The 14,815-nt window shown below is 64.7% G+C and carries 21 protein-coding genes; 13 read left to right on the forward strand and 8 right to left on the reverse strand.

The window, feature by feature from the left end; all coding sequences use genetic code 11:
• The first annotated feature begins 47 nt into the window (after positions 1 to 47).
• Both CWS35_RS30910 and CWS35_RS30915 read left to right on the forward strand, forming a co-directional pair.
• On the forward strand, positions 48 to 272 hold the full coding sequence (locus tag CWS35_RS30910) for a hypothetical protein (protein ID WP_024580918.1): 225 nt from the start codon (positions 48 to 50) through the stop codon (positions 270 to 272).
• 31 nt (positions 273 to 303) lie between these two features.
• A complete protein-coding gene (locus tag CWS35_RS30915) occupies positions 304 to 702 on the forward strand; it encodes a hypothetical protein (protein ID WP_024580919.1) in 399 nt (132 codons plus the stop codon).
• Between the two features lie 119 nt (positions 703 to 821).
• Here CWS35_RS30915 and CWS35_RS30920 read toward each other — a convergent pair whose 3' ends face one another.
• A complete protein-coding gene (locus tag CWS35_RS30920) occupies positions 822 to 1,322 on the reverse strand; it encodes a group III truncated hemoglobin (protein ID WP_024580920.1) in 501 nt (166 codons plus the stop codon).
• Between the two features lie 84 nt (positions 1,323 to 1,406).
• Between CWS35_RS30920 and CWS35_RS30925 the strand changes: the two genes are divergently transcribed.
• Positions 1,407 to 1,841 carry an Rrf2 family transcriptional regulator gene (locus CWS35_RS30925; RefSeq protein WP_024580921.1) on the forward strand — a complete coding sequence of 145 codons (435 nt, stop codon included), beginning with the start codon at positions 1,407 to 1,409 and terminating at the stop codon, positions 1,839 to 1,841.
• A 1-nt stretch (position 1,842) separates the two neighbouring features.
• Here the strand turns inward: CWS35_RS30925 and CWS35_RS30930 are convergent, their stop codons facing one another.
• Positions 1,843 to 2,520 (reverse strand): SET domain-containing protein, encoded by a 678-nt coding sequence (locus tag CWS35_RS30930; protein ID WP_100955249.1) that lies wholly within the window; start codon positions 2,518 to 2,520, stop codon positions 1,843 to 1,845.
• A 165-nt stretch (positions 2,521 to 2,685) separates the two neighbouring features.
• Here CWS35_RS30930 and CWS35_RS30935 point away from each other — a divergent pair, with 165 nt between their 5' ends.
• Complete coding sequence (locus CWS35_RS30935) at positions 2,686 to 3,288, forward strand: hypothetical protein (RefSeq protein ID WP_245438748.1); 603 nt, start codon at positions 2,686 to 2,688, stop codon at positions 3,286 to 3,288.
• A 29-nt stretch (positions 3,289 to 3,317) separates the two neighbouring features.
• Here CWS35_RS30935 and CWS35_RS30940 read toward each other — a convergent pair whose 3' ends face one another.
• Positions 3,318 to 4,040 (reverse strand): TetR/AcrR family transcriptional regulator, encoded by a 723-nt coding sequence (locus tag CWS35_RS30940; RefSeq protein WP_024580924.1) that lies wholly within the window; start codon positions 4,038 to 4,040, stop codon positions 3,318 to 3,320.
• Positions 4,041 to 4,153: 113 nt separating this feature from the next.
• Between CWS35_RS30940 and CWS35_RS30945 the strand changes: the two genes are divergently transcribed.
• From CWS35_RS30945 to bla, 5 genes are all read left to right on the forward strand, one after another.
• Complete coding sequence (locus CWS35_RS30945; protein WP_024580925.1) at positions 4,154 to 5,557, forward strand: carotenoid oxygenase family protein; 1,404 nt, start codon at positions 4,154 to 4,156, stop codon at positions 5,555 to 5,557.
• Between the two features lie 294 nt (positions 5,558 to 5,851).
• Entirely contained in the window at positions 5,852 to 6,427 is a 576-nt protein-coding gene (locus tag CWS35_RS30950) for a hypothetical protein (protein WP_100955250.1), read from the forward strand.
• Between the two features lie 57 nt (positions 6,428 to 6,484).
• The gene (locus CWS35_RS30955; RefSeq protein ID WP_024580928.1) at positions 6,485 to 7,039 is read left to right on the forward strand and encodes an inner membrane-spanning protein YciB; all 555 of its coding nucleotides are present in this window, start codon (positions 6,485 to 6,487) and stop codon (positions 7,037 to 7,039) included.
• Between the two features lie 81 nt (positions 7,040 to 7,120).
• A complete protein-coding gene (locus CWS35_RS30960; RefSeq protein WP_024580929.1) occupies positions 7,121 to 7,417 on the forward strand; it encodes a hypothetical protein in 297 nt (98 codons plus the stop codon).
• Positions 7,418 to 7,610: 193 nt separating this feature from the next.
• Positions 7,611 to 8,498 carry a class A beta-lactamase gene (bla, locus tag CWS35_RS30965; RefSeq protein ID WP_100955251.1) on the forward strand — a complete coding sequence of 296 codons (888 nt, stop codon included), beginning with the start codon at positions 7,611 to 7,613 and terminating at the stop codon, positions 8,496 to 8,498.
• Between the two features lie 6 nt (positions 8,499 to 8,504).
• On the opposite strand, the gene CWS35_RS30970 is transcribed toward bla, so the two are convergent.
• Together CWS35_RS30970 and CWS35_RS30975 are read right to left on the reverse strand one after the other, a co-directional pair.
• Positions 8,505 to 9,179, reverse strand: a complete 675-nt coding sequence (locus tag CWS35_RS30970; protein ID WP_100955252.1) for a DUF429 domain-containing protein — start codon at positions 9,177 to 9,179, stop codon at positions 8,505 to 8,507.
• The gene (locus CWS35_RS30975; RefSeq protein WP_024580932.1) at positions 9,176 to 10,831 is read right to left on the reverse strand and encodes a fumarate hydratase; all 1,656 of its coding nucleotides are present in this window, start codon (positions 10,829 to 10,831) and stop codon (positions 9,176 to 9,178) included. Before CWS35_RS30975 ends, CWS35_RS30970 begins: the two co-directional genes overlap by 4 nt.
• Positions 10,832 to 11,067: 236 nt before the next feature.
• On the opposite strand from CWS35_RS30975, the gene CWS35_RS30980 reads away from it, so the two are divergent.
• Together CWS35_RS30980 and CWS35_RS30985 are read left to right on the forward strand one after the other, a co-directional pair.
• A complete protein-coding gene (locus CWS35_RS30980) occupies positions 11,068 to 11,385 on the forward strand; it encodes a Kazal-type serine protease inhibitor family protein (protein ID WP_100956823.1) in 318 nt (105 codons plus the stop codon).
• A 105-nt stretch (positions 11,386 to 11,490) separates the two neighbouring features.
• A complete protein-coding gene (locus CWS35_RS30985) occupies positions 11,491 to 11,952 on the forward strand; it encodes a hypothetical protein (RefSeq protein ID WP_100955253.1) in 462 nt (153 codons plus the stop codon).
• On the opposite strand, the gene CWS35_RS30990 is transcribed toward CWS35_RS30985, so the two are convergent.
• The gene (locus tag CWS35_RS30990) at positions 11,953 to 12,393 is read right to left on the reverse strand and encodes an SRPBCC domain-containing protein (RefSeq protein ID WP_024580934.1); all 441 of its coding nucleotides are present in this window, start codon (positions 12,391 to 12,393) and stop codon (positions 11,953 to 11,955) included.
• Complete coding sequence (locus CWS35_RS30995) at positions 12,393 to 12,719, reverse strand: helix-turn-helix transcriptional regulator (protein ID WP_100955254.1); 327 nt, start codon at positions 12,717 to 12,719, stop codon at positions 12,393 to 12,395. Before CWS35_RS30995 ends, CWS35_RS30990 begins: the two co-directional genes overlap by 1 nt.
• A 146-nt stretch (positions 12,720 to 12,865) precedes the next feature.
• Between CWS35_RS30995 and CWS35_RS31000 the strand changes: the two genes are divergently transcribed.
• Both CWS35_RS31000 and CWS35_RS31005 read left to right on the forward strand, forming a co-directional pair.
• On the forward strand, positions 12,866 to 13,540 hold the full coding sequence (locus tag CWS35_RS31000; protein WP_100955255.1) for an isoprenylcysteine carboxylmethyltransferase family protein: 675 nt from the start codon (positions 12,866 to 12,868) through the stop codon (positions 13,538 to 13,540).
• Positions 13,541 to 13,549: 9 nt separating this feature from the next.
• On the forward strand, positions 13,550 to 13,909 hold the full coding sequence (locus tag CWS35_RS31005) for a GFA family protein (RefSeq protein WP_024580937.1): 360 nt from the start codon (positions 13,550 to 13,552) through the stop codon (positions 13,907 to 13,909).
• Positions 13,910 to 14,047: 138 nt separating this feature from the next.
• On the opposite strand, the gene CWS35_RS31010 is transcribed toward CWS35_RS31005, so the two are convergent.
• A complete protein-coding gene (locus CWS35_RS31010; RefSeq protein ID WP_100955256.1) occupies positions 14,048 to 14,755 on the reverse strand; it encodes a glutathione S-transferase in 708 nt (235 codons plus the stop codon).
• Between the last annotated feature and the right edge of the window lie 60 nt (positions 14,756 to 14,815).

Here is a 14,815-nt window from a genome sequence, read left to right on the forward strand (position 1 = left end):
GTAATCGAATTGGCGCGCAGGCTGGCTCATCTTCCACGGCACAGGAGATGACCATGCTGATGCTGTCCCTTATCCGCGCCTTCGCCGTCCTGCTGCCGTGGCTGGTCCATCTGGCCACCTGGCTGGTCGCACGCTCGCTCAACATGCCGCAGCCGATCGTGCACGACACCGGCCTGTTCGTGTTCGCGCAGGTCTATGCGGTCGAGATGAGGGTCGGCAAGGCGCTGTGCCCACACCGCGTGTGGCGTCAGTTGCGGTCCCTGTTCCGCTGACCACCCATCCCAGACCAGAGGAGACACTGCCATGATCCATTCGTCCCAGCTGCTGCGCCGCGCCTTGCTTGCCGATGCCGCCTTCAGCGGCGTATCCGCCGTCGTGATGTCGCTCGATGCCGGCGCGCTGGCGTCGTTCTTCAATCTGCCCGAAGCGCTGCTGCGCGAAACCGGGTTGTTCCTGATCGCCTACACCGCGCTGGTCGGCTGGCTCGGCCTGCGCGCATCCGTGCCGAGAGCGGTGGTGATGCTGGTGGTCATCGGCAACGCGGCCTGGACGCTCGCCAGCGTCGCACTGTTGCTCTCGGGCGCGGTGGCGCCGAATCTGCTCGGGACCATCGTGATCCTCGCCCAGGCGATCGCCACCGGCGTGTTCGCCGAGCTGCAATATGTCGGGCTGCGGCGGAGCGAAGGCGTGGTGGCGGCGTAGCAGCGACCGTCACTGCGAGCGCAGCGGCGCAATCCATCTCTTGGGAAGCGGGATTCCCCGGTGCGCAATTGCGCACCTGAGGGCGCGCCTCTTGGCGCGAGCCCGGATTCCATTTTACTTCAAGAACTGTGGCCCGATGGATTCCGGGCTCTCGCTTCGCGAGCCCCGGAATGACGGAGAGGTAGTTCGAATCTCTCCCCGACCGCCAGCATCACGCCGTGTCCGCTGGCGACGCCCATCTCCAGGCTCGCGGCGATGCGGCGCGCGCGCTCGATGAAATGAACCGCCGCGACCGGCGGGCACAGCTCATGCGCGGTCGCCTCGAACAGCTCAAGCCAGCGGTCGAAATGCGCGGCATCGATCGGCAGTCTCATGTGCTTGACCATCGGCGTGCCATGATAGCGGCCCGTCATCAGCGCCACCGACGACCAGAACGCGCACATCTGCGTCAGATGCGGCTCCCAATCGGTGATCCTGGCCTCGAACACCGGCGCCAGCATCGCATCGCTCCGGACCCTGGCATAGAAGCCGTGCACCAGTTGCTCGATCATGGCCTCGGTGATCCCGGTCCGCTCGACAATGCCGGCCGTGATCTGCTCGCGGCGCTCTGCCTCCGCCATCGCGGGTCTCCTTAAATAGGTATTTCAAATACCTATTTATCGCGCTATGGAGGTTGCGCCAAGTGCCCAATGCGAGGGGCTTCCATGCGCCTGACGTCGTTCACGGATTTTGCCCTGCGTGCCCTGATGCGGCTGGCCGGCGAGCCGGACCGCTCATTTGCCACCGGCGAGATCGCGGCCGAGTTCGGCATTTCCCGCAATCATCTCGCCAAGGTGGTGCGCGACCTCGCCGAGACCGGCTTCATCGCCACCCAGCGCGGCGCTGGCGGCGGCTTTGCGCTGGCGCGTCCGGCGGAGACGATCACGCTCGGCCAGGTGGTGCGCGCACTGGAAGGCGGCAGCGCGCTGGTCGAATGTTTCAGGGATGATGGCGGCGATTGCATGCTGCTGCCGCGCTGCCGGCTGAAGGCGCGGCTTGCCGCGGCGCGCGAGGCGTTCATGCGCGAACTCGATGGAACCACGCTGGCCGAATGCGCTTACCGGCCGCGTCCTCCGCGCCATGCCGCGCGGGCGTCATGACTCAGGCCTGTAGAGCCCGCGCGGCACCGCTGCGCTTCGGAGCGGCGGCCTTCTTGCTTGTCTTGGCCGCCTTGCCGGTCAGGCTATGGCCGTTGAGGTGCTTGCCGTTCAGCGCGCCGTTGGACTTCGGAGCTGCCTTCTGGGCCTTCGCCTTGACCCGTTGCTTCGCCCTCTCGTTGGCGAGCTTCTCGGCCTGCCGCTGCGCCTTGCGCTCGGCCTTTTCCTTCAACCGTTGCCGCTCCGCCCGCGCCTCCGCGCGCTTCTTCTTGCGCTTCTTCTCGCAGGCATCACACTTGCAGCCGATCGGCTTCAGATAGGCTTTGAAATAGTCGGTTCCGTAGTCGTAATTGATCTCGTCGCCCGGCTCGATGTTCTTGATGGCGCGGATGAACACCTTGCGCTTGCGCGGGCGGACATCGGATTCCGCGTTCGGCCGGCAGGCGTGGTTGATGTAGCGGGCGATGTTCTCGCGGATCGAGCCGTCGATGGTCCAGCGATTGGTCAGCTCGAACAGATATTTGTTCTCGATCTCATCCTCGTCCTTTTTCTTGGAGTCGAGGATCGGGCCGAAATAGCGGATGATCTTGTCACCCTTCTTGATCGGCTTGGTGGCGAAAAGGCCAAGGCCGGTCCGGGAACGGCCGACGCGATAGGGTTTGTTCGATGAAATCGTGGGCATGTCGATCGAGGTTACGGCACGATGGGTGCACGCGACAGAAGTTGCGAAGCCGCCCTTCTAGGACGATTCCGCGCGCCTGTCAGGTGTTTCCCGCGTGTCTATTGAACCTTCCCCAGATTGCATAAGTCAGACACAAAGTAACGTCCGGATCGCAGGTTTCCCCCGATGAAATACCTTGCTTTTGCAACAGTCGTGATGGTGCTTGCCGGCGCAAATGCTGGCCAGGCCGGCGCGGAAACGATCACGAGTTCCTACACGTCGACGGCGCCGAAGGCCTGCCGCATGATCGGCAAGCCCAATGCGGAGGACGGCAGCAGCACGCGCCTCTGCCCGGGAAAGTCCGGCCTCGTGGTGCTGATCAACGAGGGCGACTTGCGTGAAGTGGTCTCGGTGGGTCGAGATCACGCCGCGGCAGCCAAGGAACCGGCGGCGCAGGCCTGGTTCGGCCCGTTCAACTCGACCGGCGATACGCTCGAATGGCGCGCCGCCGGCAGCAAGCCGTTCGCGATCATCCAGCGCTGGCAGATCGCCGACAACAGCGAGCAGAACAAGCGCGGCGGCCCGGTCTCACGCGCGATGCTCGCGGTGACGCGGCTGCCGCCGGGCGAAGTCTGCCATGTCGCCTATGTCGACGTCGCGGCCAACCCCAACGCCAACGAGCTGGCGCGGCAGGCCGCCGACGATTTCGCGCGTGACTTCAGATGCGGCATCGACCAGGTCAAGACCATCGGCCAGAGCGGCCGGACCACATCGCTCACCAAGCGCTGATCGCGCGAAGCTCCGCTACCATGCATCGCTCACGGCCGCGGCTGTTTGCCCACAGACAGGCGCAGCATGGCGCTCAACAGCATGTCCGCTGACGTGCCCGCGGGGGCGCGATCCAGGATCGTCTTGAGACGCCCGTCGAGCAGCAGCGTGGTGAAGCCATGCACCACCGACCAGGCCGATGCGATCGCGGCGGCCTGGTCCAGCGTCAGCTGCTCCTTGGAAATCTCCTCATGCCGGCTGGCGCCGACGCCGCGGGTCAACCCGGCGAACGACGCTTCCGACGCCTCGTGCAGCGACGGCCGCGAATGATCGAGCCGCTCGCTGCGGAACATCAGCCCGTACATGCCGGGATGCGCCTGCGCATAGGCGACGTAGGCCTTGGCGCTCGCCGCGCCCTTCTCGGGCGGCGTCGCCGCCGAGGCGCCGGCGGCGTTCATCGCCTGGCCGAATTGCCGGAAACCGATCGCCGCGAGTTCGCTGAGCAGGCCGGTGAGATCGCCGAAATGATGCGTCGGCGCGGCGTGCGACACGCCGGCCTCGCGCGCCACCGCGCGCAAGGTCAACCCCGGCAGCCCGTCGCGTTCGAGCACGCGCTCGGCCGCCTTCAGCAACGCCTCATGCAGATCGCCATGATGATACGGTGTATCGCTGGCCCGGCGACGCTGCACCGGACGGCCCGCTTCCGCCCGCGCCCGGCGGGTCCGGGCCGGCGCCGCGCGCGCCGCCTTGTTTTCCTTGGATAATCTTGCCATGCGACCGTTATAGGTCGCAATTTTTACACTGTAAAGATTTTGCTTGACGATCGACTGCGCGATCCCTACTGATATCTTTACGATGTAAAGATCATAATTCAGGGAGATCCGGGATGCTCGACCAGGTGACATCGAATACGGCGCGCTCCAATCTGGCGCCGATCCCATTTGAAGCCGACGCACCGTTCCTGAAGATCACGGGCGAATTGCCGCGCGAGCTGAACGGCACGCTGTACCGCAACGGCCCCAATCCGCAGTTCGACGTGCCGGGCGCGCACTGGTTCGTCGGTGACGGCATGCTGCACGCCTTCCATCTCGAGAACGGCCGCGCCAGCTACCGCAACCGCTGGGTCCGCACCGCGAAATGGCAGGCCGAGCACGACGCCGGCCGCGCGCTGTTCGGCGGCTTCGGCCGCAAGCTACCGGACGCGCCCGCCGACATCACGGTCGATGGCTGCGTCGCCAACACCAACATCATCTTCCACGGCGGCAAGCTGCTCGCGCTGGTCGAGAGCCATCTGCCGACCGAAATCGAACCCGGCACGCTCAATCGCCTCGGCTATTGCGACTACAAGGGCGCGATCTCCGGCCCGTTCTCCGCGCATCCCAAGATCGATCCGGTCACCGGCGAGATGGTGTTCTTCGGCTACAACGCCGCCGGTCCGCTGACGCCAGCGCTATCGTACGGCTCCGTGAGTTCGTCCGGCGAGGTCAAGCGTTTCGAACGCTTCGAGGCGCCCTATGCCAGCATGGTGCACGACTTCATCGTCACCGAGAACCATGTCCTGTTCCCGATCCTGCCGATCACCGGCAGCATGCAACGCGCGATGCGCGGCCAGGCACCCTACGCCTGGGAGCCGGAGAAAGGCGCCTATGTCGGCGTCATGAAGCGCAGCGGCTCGTCCAAGGACATCGTCTGGTTCCGCGCCGAGACCTGCTACGTTTTCCACGTCATGAACGCGTGGGAGGAAGGCAACCGCATCATCGCCGACGTGATGCAGTTCGAAGAGGCGCCGCTGTTCAACCATCCCGACGGCTCGCCGACCGATCCGCAGAAGAACCGGGCGCGCTATTGCCGCTGGACCTTCGACCTCGCCGGCAACACCGACCGCTTCACGCAAACCTATCTCGACGACCTCACCGGCGAATTTCCCCGCGTCGACGATCGCCGCGCCGGCCTTGCGAGCAATCACGGCTGGTACGCCTGCGCCAATCCCAACCTGCCGATGTTCGGCGCGCTGTCGGGCATCGTGCATGTCGACGGCCGTGGCAAACGGCTCGGTCACTACCTGTTGCCCGCCGGTGATACGATCTCGGAGCCCGTCTTCGTCGAGCGCAGTGCCGATGCCGCGGAAGGCGACGGCTGGCTGCTCGCCGTGGTCTGGCGCGCCCGCGAGAACCGCAGCGACCTCGCCGTGTTCAATGCGCAGGACGTCGAGGCCGGCCCGACCGCGCTGGTCCATCTCGGCCACCGCGTGCCTGATGGATTCCATGGCAATTGGGTCGGGGCGGAGTAGCTGCCAATCGTCCCAAAGGCGAAGCGCCAAATCTCTCCACTCGTCATGCCCGGCCTCGTGCCGGGCATCCACGTCTTTGCCGCCAGCCGAAGAAAGACCCGGGATGGCCGGGACAGCCCGACCACAGAGAGCGGCAAGAAGGAAGCATCTTCAAGCTTGGTACATCGACCTTGGAAACACTCACTTTTTCAGTGACACCTCACGATTTTGACACTGTAAAGATTTCGCTTGACGCTCTCCTTTTCCGCCCCTAGGGTATCTTTACGGTGTAAAGATCAGCCTTCGAGGCTTGCAATGACGATCTTCCTGATCCTCGCTCCCTACGGCGCCTTCGCCACGCTGATGCTGATGACCTCGGCGACCGTGAGCCTGCTCTGTGCTGCCCTGATCTGCCTTGCCGTCATCGCCTTCGATGTCGCGCGCGGCCGCAGCATCAACACCCTCGGCATCGGTTCGGTGATCGTGTTCACCGCGATTGGCATCTATCTGACCTTCGTCGACGCAACGCCGAGCAGCATCGCAGTCAAGATCGCCGTCGATGCCGGCATCCTCCTCGTGTCATTCGGTTCGATGCTGATCGGTCATCCCTTCACCCTGCAATATGCCGTCGAGCAGTTCGATGCCGAGACCGCGAAACTGCCCGGCTTCATCCACGCCAACTATTTGATCACCGGAGCCTGGGCGGCCGCGACGCTGTTGATGATGATCGGCAACATCGCGGTGCTCTACATGCCGACCTTGCCGCTATGGACCGGCCTCCTCGTCGCCTTCGCCGCGCGCAACGCCGCGGTCGGCTTCACCCGCTGGTACCCGCACTATCGCGCGGCCAAGTACGGCACGCCGCCCGCCAGCGCGCTGCCGTCGCACTGACGCAGCCGTTAGCCATCGCAGAACAATCACGCGCCCGAGGAAACGGAAACCACGACGATGAAGAGCGTATTTGCCAAGCTTGCGAGCGACTTCCTCTCCACCATCGTGTTCCTGGTGGTCTATCTCGCGACCGACAACGTGCTGATCGCCACCGGCGTTGCGATCGTCGGCGCGATCGCGCAGGTGATCTATGCGCGGGTGAAGGGACAGGAACTCGGCTATATGACCTGGGCGAGCCTCGGGCTCGTGATCGTGCTGGGTGGCGCGACGCTCCTCACCAACGATCCGCGTTTCGTGCTGGCGAAGCCCGCGATCGGCCATATCGCGATCGGTGCGATCATGCTCAAGCGCGGCTGGATGCTGCGCTATCTGCCGCCGATCGTGACCCAGACCATTCCGGAATACGCCACCCTCGCCGGCTATGCCTGGGCCGGGTTGATGTTCATCCTCGCCGCGGGCACGATTGCGATCGCGGCGACCGGCGACATGAAGCTGTGGGCGTTCTACGTGTCGGTGGTGCTGCTCGGCGCCAAGATCGCCGCCTTCGCGATCCAGTACGTCGCCTTCCGCTTCCTGATCGGCAACCGGCTGCGCGCCGCCGCCCGCGCCTGATCGCCGCAGCGGCGAACTAGGCGCGCGCGGCAAGATGGGCTATACCCGCGCACGCATTCATCTCGAGGGGAGACATCTATTATGGCGGTGGACGGAAACTGGAATCTGACGATGACGACGCCGATGGGCGAGCGCAAGGCGACGCTGTCGCTTTCGAGCTCGGGCGGCACGCTCACCGGCACGCAAGGCGCCGAAGGCAATTCCACCGAGATATTCGACGGCACCGTGAATGGCGACAGCGTCGCCTGGAAGGTTTCCATCACCAACCCGATGCCGCTGACGCTGGAATTCAGCGGCAAGGTTTCGGGCGACGGCATCTCCGGCGAGATGGGCATCGGCCCGATGGGCAGCTTCCCCTTCACCGGCACCCGCGCCTGACACACCGACCAGGCGGATCGGATTATTCCGCATCGAACATTCAGGCCGCGCCGATGACCGGCGCGGCCTGAATTTTTATCGGCACCATGGTGTGAACGCCAGCATGGCTGCCGGCAACAATTTCGCCAACTTTCCTCCCGATCACGTCAGCCGCTCTGGCGGGCGATCGCCGGCAAACCGGAAAGTAGGTGATATGCCGACCTCAATCACACGCCGTATTGTGCTTGCGGCATCGGCCATGGCCGTTCCGGCGCTGCGCGTATCCGCTGCACGAGCCGAGCCTGGGCAGCACAGCATCGAACATCGCTTGAAGGACGTCGAGGTCCAAAGCCGTGGCCGGCTGGGTGTCGCCCTGCTGGACACCGCGACCGGCAAGCTCATCGGCAACCGCATCGACCAGCGGTTTGCCATGTGCAGCACCTTCAAGGCGCTCGCCGTGGCCCTTGTGCTGGCGCGGGTCGACCGCGGCGAGGAACAACTGGACCGCCGCGTCGTCTTCTCCGAACGCGATCTGGTACCACCATCGGTCGCGACCCAACCTCACGTTGGTCCCGGAGGGATGACGGTCGCAGAGCTCTGCGAGGCGGCCGTGACGGTGAGCGACAGCACCGCCGCCAATCTGCTGCTGGCGAGCTTCGGCGGCCCCGCCGCCCTGACGGCTTACCTGCGCTCGCTGGGCGATCCGGTCACGCGTCTCGATCGGGTCGAACTGGATCTAAACATCGTCAAGCCGGGCGAGCAGCACGACACCACCTCGCCGGCCGCCATGGCGCGGACACTGCAACGGCTGCTTCTCGGAGATGCGCTGTCGGAGCCCTCGCGCGCACGGCTGACCGGCTGGATGGCCGGCGCGAAGGACGCCGCAACGACCCGGCTGCGGGCCGGACTGCCGCAGGGATGGCGGATCGCCAACAAGCCCGGCACCTGGAAGGGCATCGCAACCAACGATGTCGGCGTGATCTGGCCGCCGGGCCGCGCCCCGATCGTGGTCGCAGCCTATCTCGCGGACGCGCCGACGCCTGTCGCGACGCAGGAAGCCATTCTTGCGGAGATCGGCCGGATCGTAGCCGAAGCCAGCTAGCGCGGGCTAGAACCAGATCTGCATCGGCAGACCATGCGCATCCAGCGGCCGCGCTCCTTCGGGAACGCAGCCAGTCGGTTCATGCGCGGCAATGGCCACCGCGCAGGCATCGAGTACGTCGTCGCGTTTGGCGCCGGAGCCGATCCGCGTCACGGTGAGCCAGCGATCGATCTCGCGAAAGCCCGAGCGCTTGAGCAGCTTGCGGCGAAGGACGTCACCCGCTTGCGATTTCTTCGCCGGCAGCGGCACGCCGCCATTCAGCCGCAGGAAAACCAGTTCTGGATGCACCTCGCGGATGTCACGCCCAGCGTTGTCGCGAACGAACGCATCGACCTCCATGATCTTGTTGCCGAGATGCCAGAGCTGGCGTGAGACGCGGGTCTGGCCGCGGCGTAACGCGTCTCTATTGGCCTTGTCGGGATCGGAAAATTCCCGCCACAGCCAGCGCCGCGCGCCGGTGAAGACGCGCGAGCTGTGCGGACGCAGGCGTTCGCGGGCAAGAAGATCGCAGATGCGCTCGCCGTCATCGGTCATGCCGATCGGGATATCGATCCCGGCACGGTCGAACGGCCGCGCGAGCGCGGCCGCAATATCGCCGTGAAAGGAAACCGTGCGCCGGTCGCCATCGATGGTGACGGCGACCCAGCCCTTTGAAAATCCGTCGAGGCCGACCGCGATCAACCCAGATTCAATTCCTTGAAGAAGTCGTTGCCCTTGTCATCGATGATGATGAAGGCCGGGAAGTCGACCACTTCGATGCGCCAGATCGCTTCCATGCCGAGCTCGGGATACTCGACCACCTCGACCTTCTTGATGCAGTGCTCGGCGAGGTTCGCCGCCGCACCGCCGATCGAGCCGAGATAGAAGCCGCCATGCTTCTTGCAGGCCTCGCGCACCGCGACCGCGCGGTTGCCCTTGGCGACCATCACCATCGAGCCGCCTGCGGCCTGGAACTGGTCGACGAAGGAATCCATGCGTCCCGCGGTGGTCGGACCGAACGCGCCGGAGGCATAGCCGTCGGGCGTCTTGGCGGGACCGGCGTAATAGACCGGGTGGTTCTTGAAATAATCCGGCAGCGGCTCGCCCTTCTCCAGCCGCTCGCGCAGCTTGGCGTGCGCGGAGTCGCGCGCGACGATCATGGTGCCGGTCATCGAGACCCGGGTCTTGATCGGATATTGCGACAGCGTCGCCAGGATGTCCTTCATCGGCTTGTTGAGATCGATCTTGACCACCTCGCCGCCGAGCGACTGCTCGACCGCCGGCAGATATTGCGCCGGATTGTGCTCGAGCTCCTCGAGATAGACGCCGTCTTTGGTAATTTTGCCGAGCACCTGGCGGTCCGCCGAGCAGGACACGCCAAGCCCGATCGGCAGCGAGGCGCCGTGGCGCGGCATCCGGATCACGCGGACGTCGTGGCAGAAGTATTTGCCGCCGAACTGCGCGCCCACCCCGAGCGACTGCGTCATCTTGAGGATTTCCTGCTCCATCTCGAGATCGCGGAACGCATTGCCATCAGGCGAGCCGTGGGTCGGCAGCGCATCCAGATAGCGCGCGGAAGCAAGCTTCACGGTCTTCATGCAGAGCTCGGCCGAGGTGCCGCCGATCACGATCGCCAGGTGATAGGGTGGGCATGCCGCGGTGCCGAGCGTCAGCACCTTCTCCTTCAGGAACGCCAGCAGCCGGTCCTTGGTCAGCACCGAGGGCGTTGCCTGGAACAGGAAGCTCTTGTTGGCGCTGCCGCCGCCCTTGGCCATGAACATGAACTTGTAGGCGTCATCGCCCTCGGCGTAGATCTCGCACTGCGCCGGCATGTTGTTGGCGGTGTTCTTCTCCTCATACATCGACAGGGGAGCGACCTGCGAGTAGCGCAGGTTGCGGCGCAGATAGGCGTCGCGTGCGCCCTCGGAGAGCGCGGCCTCGTCCTCGCCGTCGGTGATGACGTTGCAACCCTTCTTGCCCATGATGATCGCCGTGCCGGTGTCCTGGCACATCGGCAGCACGCCGCCGGCGGCGATGTTGGCGTTCTTCAGGAAATCGAAGGCGACGAACTTGTCGTTGTCGCTGGCTTCCTTGTCTTCCAGGATGTTGCGGAGCTGCTTCAGATGCCCAGGCCGCAGATAGTGATTGATGTCACCGAACGCGGCTTCGGAGAGCGCGCGCAGCGCCTCCCGCGACACCACCAGCATGTCCTTGCCCAACACCTTCTCGACCCGGACGCCCTCGCTCGTGACCTTCTTGTAGGGCGTGGTATCCGCGCCAAGCGGGAACAAGGGCGTGTGCTTGTAGGGCGGAACGGGCTTCTGCTGGTCGGGAAAGGCGGTCGGGGCGTTCATGGGGTGCTCTTTGGGCTGCACGTCGGTTCGAAAGGCCGGTGCCAGCCGCGGGGCCGCCCGGCAATGTAGAGCCGTTCTAAGCCTTTTTCGGACAAAGGAAAGGGAAGCCGGCGGCCTTCCAGCCATGCGCTGCGGCGGCAATCCCCGTGCTAATGTTTCATCCTGCCGTAATCCCGGGTTGCCACTACGCCACGCAATCCATGAAAGCGACCAAGGGGTTCGCAAAGGGGGCCATCATGAAATCAGGGCTTTTCGCCTCATTCGCAGTGCTGGCCTTGTTGATCGCGCTCCCGGCCAGCACTGACGCGGCTCGGCTCGGCCGAGCGTGCGGCGGCATCGCCGGCCTGCAATGCAGCCGTGGCGGCCAGTTCTGCCAGTTCAAGCCCGGGCAATGCGGCCGTGCCGACCAGACCGGCAGCTGCGCGTTCCGGCCGACGATCTGCAACAAGATCTACAAGCCGGTCTGCGGCTGCGACGGCAAGACCTACGGCAATGACTGCGAGCGCCGGGCCGCCGGCGCCTCCAAGGCGCAGGACGGCAAGTGCCCATCCTGACGGGCCGGCCGTATTGACGCGCTCGGCGGGAGCCTGCATGTAGCTTCGCGTATTTTCATACCGCGGGGGTATTTCGTGACAGCATCGTTGCGCCGACGCTTGCCTTTGGGCATCAGCTCCACCCTGCCCGCCGCGCTGCTCGCGCTCGCAACCGCTTTTGCCGCAGCGCCCGCGCATGCCGATCCCTGCGTCGACATCGCCAAGCAGCTCGCCGGCCAGATCGACGGGCTGAAGGTCAATTTCAGCGCCGCCAACATCACATACCTCACGCACCCCGCGGCGAAGGAATTGTCGCTCGGCTGCCGTGGCAAGGACTATTCGATCGAGCTCTATGCCAAGACCGATCGCAAGATGAAGCCGGAGTTCTTCAACCTGGTCGGCTCCGCCACGGCACTGATCTTCACCGTGCCGAAGGACGACGCCGTGACCGGCACCTCGCGCTGCCTGAAGCGCATGGGCATCCTGCGCGGCAACACCATCACGATGCGCTACCGCCGCCTCAACCTCGAATGCACCCGCAACAAAAACGACGCATCGATCACGGTTCGCCGCGGCAACAACGAGTGATCAGCCTTCGTCGGTGAGGCGGGCGACGCCGTCGAGCACCTTGCCCCATCCCGGGCTCATCATGTCGAACGCGAACCGGTTACCCGGCAGCACGAAGCCGTCATGCACCATCCGCAGATGGGTGCCGCCCTCGACCGGCGTCAGCGTCCAGGTGACGACCGTGTCGAGCTTCGAGCCGTACTCCGGATTGGTGTCGGCGCCGCCCTTCCAGGAATAGCGCAAGAGGCGCGGCGGATCGCAATCCAGCACCTCGCAATGCACGACGCCGTCCCAGTCGCCGATCGGCTTGGTGTGGAAGTTGAAGCGGTGGCCGACGGCGGCAACGAAATCGTTCGGCATCAGCCATTTCGCGATCCGGTCGCTCGTCGTCAAGGTCCGCCAGATCTTCTCGGCCGCGTAGGGCAGCACTTTTTCGACCGTGATCGCACGCGTCTCACCCATCACTCACTCTCCTTCAGCAGCTTCTCCAGGCTGGCGAAGCGCTCGGCCCAGAATGTCTCGTAATGGCTGAGCCAGTCGATCAGCGGACCGAGCCCCTTCGGCGCGACGCGATAATGGATATGCCGGCCCTCGCGTCGCTCGGCGACGAGGCCGGCATCGCGCAGCGCGCGCAGATGTTGCGACACCGCCGGCTGCGACACCTTCGAACCCAGCACCAGCCCGGTTGCGGCGATCTCGCCCTCCCGCGCAATCCGCTCGAACACCGCCCGGCGGGTCGGATCCGCGAGGGTCTTGAGCACGGCGGTCAGTTGCATGGCGGCGGTCATGAAAATATATAAGCAATTACTTATATGACTGTCAACGCCGCGCCGGCGCGGGAACGTTTCTCCCGCTCCGAAAGTTGATGAATGCGGTCGCATGTTTGCCGGAAAAACAGTGCGATAATCGCCGTTGGAATCGCGCGGTGCCGCCCATGATCGCAAAGCTCCTCCTGCAAAACACCGTCTTCGTCATCGCCATGGCCGCGCTGCTGTTCGGCTTCGCCGGCATGCTGCACTGGCCCGGCGCGTGGACCTATCTGATCGCCTCGGCGGTGATCGGTCCGGCCTGCGGATTCTGGCTTGCCAGGGTCGATCCCGGGCTGCTTGCCGAGCGCATGCGCCTCACCGCGCGCGAGGGCCAGCCCGCGGCGGACAAGCGGTTCGTGCTGGTGTTCGTCGTCGTCGCCGTGCTGTGGTTCGTCGCGATGGGGCTCGATCGCCGCTTCGACGGCGCCGATGCCGGCGTGCCGCTGATCGTGCTTGGCCTCGCGCTGTATCTGCTCTCGACCGTGCTGGTCCTGTGGGTGTTCCGCACCAATTCGTTTGCCGCCCCGGTCGTGAAGGTGCAGACCGAGCGCGATCATCACGTGATCTCGAGCGGCCCCTACGCGCTGGTCCGCCATCCGATGTATACGAGCGTGATGCTGTTCTTCATCGCCGTGCCGACGATGCTGGGCTCCTGGTGGGGCCTTGCCTTCGTGCCGGTGTTCTTCGTGATGTTTGCGATCCGCACCCGCATCGAGGAGCGCACGCTGGTGGCGGGATTGTCAGGTTATGCCGATTATGCGGCGCGGGTGCGCTATCGCCTCGTGCCCGGACTGTGGTGAGGGACGATCATGGCTGAGAACAAGGTCTACACCGGCGGCTGCCATTGCGGGCAGGTCCGCTTCGAATGCACCACCGACATGGCGATGGTGACCGCCTGCAACTGCTCGATCTGCACCAAGAAGGGCCTGCACTTCGTGTTCATGGCGCCGACAAGCTTCCAGCTCCGTGCCGGCGCCGAGAACCTGAAGGAATATCTGTTCAACCGCCACGCCATCCATCACCAGCTCTGCGTCGATTGCGGCGTCGACGTGTTCGCGCGCGGCAAGAAGCCCGACGGCGGCGATGTCGTCGCGCTGAATGTCAGCTGCATCGACGGCATCGACCTGTCGAAGATCACCATGACGCCGGTGGACGGGCGGAACCGATAGCTCTCATTCTCTTCGTCATTCCGGGATGCGCCAAAGGCACAGGCCGCAGATGCGCAATTGCGCATCGGGGAATCCATACTCACGACTGGGGTTATGGATTCCGGGCTCGCCGCTTCGCGTCGCCCCGGAATGACGACATCACAGATCCAGCGCCTTGTAGCGGCGGAAGATGCCTTCCTCGTTGAACCGAATCCGCCGTTCGCTCGCCAGATACGCCTTGATGTTCGGCCGCTCGGCGACGCGATCGCGCAATGCGATCAGGCGCGGCACCTTCTTCTCGAACGCCGCCATTCGTTTCGGAAACGCGTAGCGCAGGCCTTCGACGATCTGGAACAGCGAGAGGTCGGCGTAGCTGATCCGGCGTCCGGTGACGAACGCGCCGCCATTCGCCTGAACCAGGTCCTCGAAATAGCCGAGATATTTCGGCACCCGCGATGCCCAGAATTCCGCGGTGCGCTTCTTCGCCGGCGCCTTCTGGTCCTCGTAGTACAGCGACGGGCCGAGCGGATGATGGGTGTCGTGGATCTCCAGCACGAAGTCCGCGATCGTCAGTTGCAATTGGTGCACCCAGAGCTTTCCGGCTTCCGCCTTCGGCGCCAGGCCGTGACGCGAGCCGAGATAGAGCAGGATGTTGGCGGTCTGCCCGATCAGCAGGCTGCCGGCCTTGAGGAATGGCGGCGCGAACGGCGGCGTGCCGTTGTGCGCGTCCATCATCTTCGTCATCGCACCCATGCCGCCCTTGCCACGCGCCACATCGGTGTAGCCCGCGCCCGCATCCTCGAGCGCGAGCCTCACATATTCGCCGCGGCCCTGGATCATCGGCCAGTAGTAAAGCTGATAGTGCATGCACTTACCTCCAAAAACTTTGCAACGTCGTCGCTCTTCAATGCGATCGTAGCCGCGTGG

Source organism: Bradyrhizobium sp. SK17, from assembly GCF_002831585.1.
Classification (GTDB): Bacteria; Pseudomonadota; Alphaproteobacteria; order Rhizobiales; family Xanthobacteraceae; genus Bradyrhizobium.

Bases quoted from the DNA above. Each gene is read 5' to 3' on its own strand.
- CWS35_RS30975 (WP_024580932.1), bottom strand. From the start codon at position 10,831: ATGAACGCCCCGACCGCCTTTCCCGACCAGCAGAAGCCCGTTCCGCCC.
- CWS35_RS30910 (WP_024580918.1), top strand. From the start codon at position 48: ATGACCATGCTGATGCTGTCCCTTATCCGCGCCTTCGCCGTCCTGCTG.
- CWS35_RS30990 (WP_024580934.1), bottom strand. From the start codon at position 12,393: ATGGGTGAGACGCGTGCGATCACGGTCGAAAAAGTGCTGCCCTACGCG.
- bla (WP_100955251.1), top strand. From the start codon at position 7,611: ATGCCGACCTCAATCACACGCCGTATTGTGCTTGCGGCATCGGCCATG.
- CWS35_RS30920 (WP_024580920.1), bottom strand. From the start codon at position 1,322: ATGGCGGAGGCAGAGCGCCGCGAGCAGATCACGGCCGGCATTGTCGAG.
- CWS35_RS30915 (WP_024580919.1), top strand. From the start codon at position 304: ATGATCCATTCGTCCCAGCTGCTGCGCCGCGCCTTGCTTGCCGATGCC.
- CWS35_RS30930 (WP_100955249.1), bottom strand. From the start codon at position 2,520: ATGCCCACGATTTCATCGAACAAACCCTATCGCGTCGGCCGTTCCCGG.
- CWS35_RS30940 (WP_024580924.1), bottom strand. From the start codon at position 4,040: ATGGCAAGATTATCCAAGGAAAACAAGGCGGCGCGCGCGGCGCCGGCC.
- CWS35_RS31000 (WP_100955255.1), top strand. From the start codon at position 12,866: ATGATCGCAAAGCTCCTCCTGCAAAACACCGTCTTCGTCATCGCCATG.
- CWS35_RS31005 (WP_024580937.1), top strand. From the start codon at position 13,550: ATGGCTGAGAACAAGGTCTACACCGGCGGCTGCCATTGCGGGCAGGTC.
- CWS35_RS30935 (WP_245438748.1), top strand. From the start codon at position 2,686: ATGAAATACCTTGCTTTTGCAACAGTCGTGATGGTGCTTGCCGGCGCA.
- CWS35_RS31010 (WP_100955256.1), bottom strand. From the start codon at position 14,755: ATGCACTATCAGCTTTACTACTGGCCGATGATCCAGGGCCGCGGCGAA.
- CWS35_RS30950 (WP_100955250.1), top strand. From the start codon at position 5,852: ATGACGATCTTCCTGATCCTCGCTCCCTACGGCGCCTTCGCCACGCTG.
- CWS35_RS30980 (WP_100956823.1), top strand. From the start codon at position 11,068: ATGAAATCAGGGCTTTTCGCCTCATTCGCAGTGCTGGCCTTGTTGATC.
- CWS35_RS30945 (WP_024580925.1), top strand. From the start codon at position 4,154: ATGCTCGACCAGGTGACATCGAATACGGCGCGCTCCAATCTGGCGCCG.
- CWS35_RS30955 (WP_024580928.1), top strand. From the start codon at position 6,485: ATGAAGAGCGTATTTGCCAAGCTTGCGAGCGACTTCCTCTCCACCATC.
- CWS35_RS30925 (WP_024580921.1), top strand. From the start codon at position 1,407: ATGCGCCTGACGTCGTTCACGGATTTTGCCCTGCGTGCCCTGATGCGG.
- CWS35_RS30995 (WP_100955254.1), bottom strand. From the start codon at position 12,719: ATGACCGCCGCCATGCAACTGACCGCCGTGCTCAAGACCCTCGCGGAT.
- CWS35_RS30960 (WP_024580929.1), top strand. From the start codon at position 7,121: ATGGCGGTGGACGGAAACTGGAATCTGACGATGACGACGCCGATGGGC.